This is a genomic window from Brevibacillus laterosporus, from assembly GCF_030489605.1.
Classification (GTDB): Bacteria; Bacillota; Bacilli; order Brevibacillales; family Brevibacillaceae; genus Brevibacillus_B; species Brevibacillus_B laterosporus_E.
This window is the reverse complement of record NZ_JAUKFY010000053.1, coordinates 1-1,914: the sequence shown is the minus strand read 5'-3', so window position 1 is coordinate 1,914 and position 1,914 is coordinate 1. Positions and strand designations below refer to the sequence as shown.

Here is a 1,914-nt window from a genome sequence, read left to right as displayed (position 1 = left end):
CATCATATATGTGATATGCAATCCACCAAAATAAAAAGCCGCTGAATAATCAGCAGCTTTTTATGTATTTCCAGTATTTACGCCTTGAATATTTGAAACGTCGAAGAAGCTCTTTTTACTATAATAGCTGAACGAATGCTTTGCATGTAGGATATGGGATATCTTTGCTGCAGAACCCATTCCGCTGCATTCTTTCGTTCAAGTTATATAGAATAACTCAGGTCTTCATAGTTTTCACAGGTAGTATCTATTTTCAGCAGTCAAATGAGTGGCATTGTAAGCCACCACCACTACCACCACCACCACTATAACCTTTAGTCGGATCTATACCCGGAGATGTAGTCCACGGAATACCAGATGCCTGAATGTTAGTTGGAAAAAAGGATAATCCAACTATCGCCAAAGACAAAAAAGAAATTGCTATCATTTTTTTCATAGTTAACCTCTTTTCTCTATGGATTCATAATTATTATAATTATATGACTATTATAACTATATGACTCATATGGGTCAATTATAAATGAACATATCAGCAAATTTATATGAATAAATCATGATTTAATTATTACTTTACACATAAGCTGAATGAAGCGCAACTACGCTATTTTATTGCGATTAACAATGATTATTTTTAGCTTTTTTGCTTGTCATTTACTTCATTGCGTTGTCAATGTTGTCAGCCTTCTATCTTCTCTATCCTTGCACATAATTCATGTTGCCACTCTGTGTCATTTGTTAAACTAGCAACTAAAGATAAGTTTTTGAGTTTTGAATCTCCCAAGCTCTTTGAGCGTTTGCACTCAGACAATGGCTCATTTCTGTCATTTCCGAGTCGGTAAGCTCCCTTGTCTTATTGATGAACCAAAGCTCTGCCATCCGTTGGTGAACGATCCACATTCCCATCAGCTCCTTAATCTTGATGGTACAGTGTATGGCAGAGAAAAATAAAAATGCATGTCCTCGCAAATAAAAATCCGTCATTAACGGAATTATTCTTCCCAAATATCTTCTACGCTCATGTTTAGAGCCTTTGCAATACGAATTGCAACCGGCAGGGTGGGTAAACTTTTCCCCCGTACAATTTGGCTCATTGCAGAAGTAGATAATCCTACACGTTCACACAGCCATTTCTGCTTAACCCCTTGCTCCCGCAGTATTTCTTTCAACTTACTCCGCATAAAAATCACCCCATTGCTCACTTCATTACAGGGCTTGTCGAATCCTTTAGCGGAGAAAACAGAGGTTTTGATGAAAAGAGATAAATAAGAAAAGCACCTTAAAAACTATGGATTATATATCAATAATAACGAATTATATTTTTACGACATTTAACATACCAGAGACTTTTGTGTGAAGATATTACAAAAATATGAAAATGCCAATAATTGTATTCAATTACATTATTTTATATATTAATATACATTTAGAAATAAAATTTTCATAGAGGAGAGGTTTTAATATGAAAAAAGTTATGACTTCTTTACTTGCATCTGCCATGATTTTTTCTGTAATGTCACCTGCTTTTGCAGCAAATGTCAACAATGAAAAAGTAGCAGTATCGCCAACTAGCGTAAAAATTATGGGGAGTGACACGAAACCCTTTAATATGATTTGGGATTACAATTTAGAAGGTAAATATGCCGTTTCTTCTAACGGATCTATTACTGTATCCTTATCTGGTTTAAATACTAAAAACTTCAACATTGAAGTAAAGATATCTGGCCCAAAAACGAGTCATAAGTCCATTACACATAATACTAAAAATCGATCTGTAACATTTGATAAACTTCCACAAGGCTCATATACAATTATGCTAATCAATAATGGTAGCAAAGAAGCATCTATTAGAGGTACAGCAAATATAAGTTGGAAATAACAGTCGATTTATTAAGTAAAAAGTCGTTTCCTTATAAT

General features: G+C 34.3%; 3 protein-coding genes and 1 pseudogene. 1 reads left to right on the top strand and 3 read right to left on the bottom strand.

The annotated features are described in order from the left end of the window. Window positions 1-253: 253 nt before the first annotated feature. The 3 genes and pseudogenes from QZ995_RS23575 to QZ995_RS23565 form a co-directional block, all read right to left on the bottom strand. A complete protein-coding gene (locus QZ995_RS23575; RefSeq protein ID WP_301812376.1) occupies window positions 254-436 on the bottom strand; it encodes a hypothetical protein in 183 nt (60 codons plus the stop codon). Window positions 437-676: 240 nt separating this feature from the next. Then, window positions 677-897, bottom strand: a pseudogene (locus tag QZ995_RS23570) (DUF7667 family protein). A 92-nt stretch (window positions 898-989) separates the two neighbouring features. Then, on the bottom strand, window positions 990-1,178 hold the full coding sequence (locus tag QZ995_RS23565; protein ID WP_301812374.1) for a helix-turn-helix transcriptional regulator: 189 nt from the start codon (window positions 1,176-1,178) through the stop codon (window positions 990-992). 281 nt (window positions 1,179-1,459) lie between these two features. Here QZ995_RS23565 and QZ995_RS23560 point away from each other — a divergent pair, with 281 nt between their 5' ends. Further along, the gene (locus QZ995_RS23560) at window positions 1,460-1,876 is read left to right on the top strand and encodes a hypothetical protein (protein WP_301812371.1); all 417 of its coding nucleotides are present in this window, start codon (window positions 1,460-1,462) and stop codon (window positions 1,874-1,876) included. Window positions 1,877-1,914 lie beyond the last annotated feature (38 nt).

Coding starts and splice junctions, on each gene's coding strand:
- QZ995_RS23565 (WP_301812374.1), bottom strand. CDS start 1,178: ATGCGGAGTAAGTTGAAAGAAATACTGCGGGAGCAAGGGGTTAAGCAG.
- QZ995_RS23575 (WP_301812376.1), bottom strand. CDS start 436: ATGAAAAAAATGATAGCAATTTCTTTTTTGTCTTTGGCGATAGTTGGA.
- QZ995_RS23560 (WP_301812371.1), top strand. CDS start 1,460: ATGAAAAAAGTTATGACTTCTTTACTTGCATCTGCCATGATTTTTTCT.